This window comes from Streptomyces sp. NRRL S-87, assembly GCF_000719335.1.
GTDB lineage: Bacteria > Actinomycetota > Actinomycetes > Streptomycetales > Streptomycetaceae > Streptomyces.
Genome location: NZ_JOGB01000248.1, coordinates 1 through 207 on the forward strand (window position 1 = coordinate 1; position 207 = coordinate 207).

Sequence of the window (207 nt, forward strand, 5' to 3'; positions counted from 1 at the left end):
CGCGGAGCCTCGAACGACAACCCCTCCACCACCTGGCGGAAATCGTCGAGCATCCCGTCCATGTGCGGCGAGTGGAACGCGTGACTGACCGCCAGCCGCCTGGTCTTGCGGCCCCGCGCCTCGAAACCGGCCGCCAGGGCCGCCGTCACGTCCTCGTCACCCGCGAGCACCACCGACCGCGGGCCGTTGACCGCGGCGACGGACACC

At 72.5% G+C, this 207-nt stretch carries 1 protein-coding gene; it reads right to left on the minus strand.

The features are described 5' to 3' along the window. On the minus strand, window positions 1-207 hold a 207-nt coding region (locus IF43_RS37670; protein WP_158939715.1), incomplete at both ends, for an acyltransferase domain-containing protein.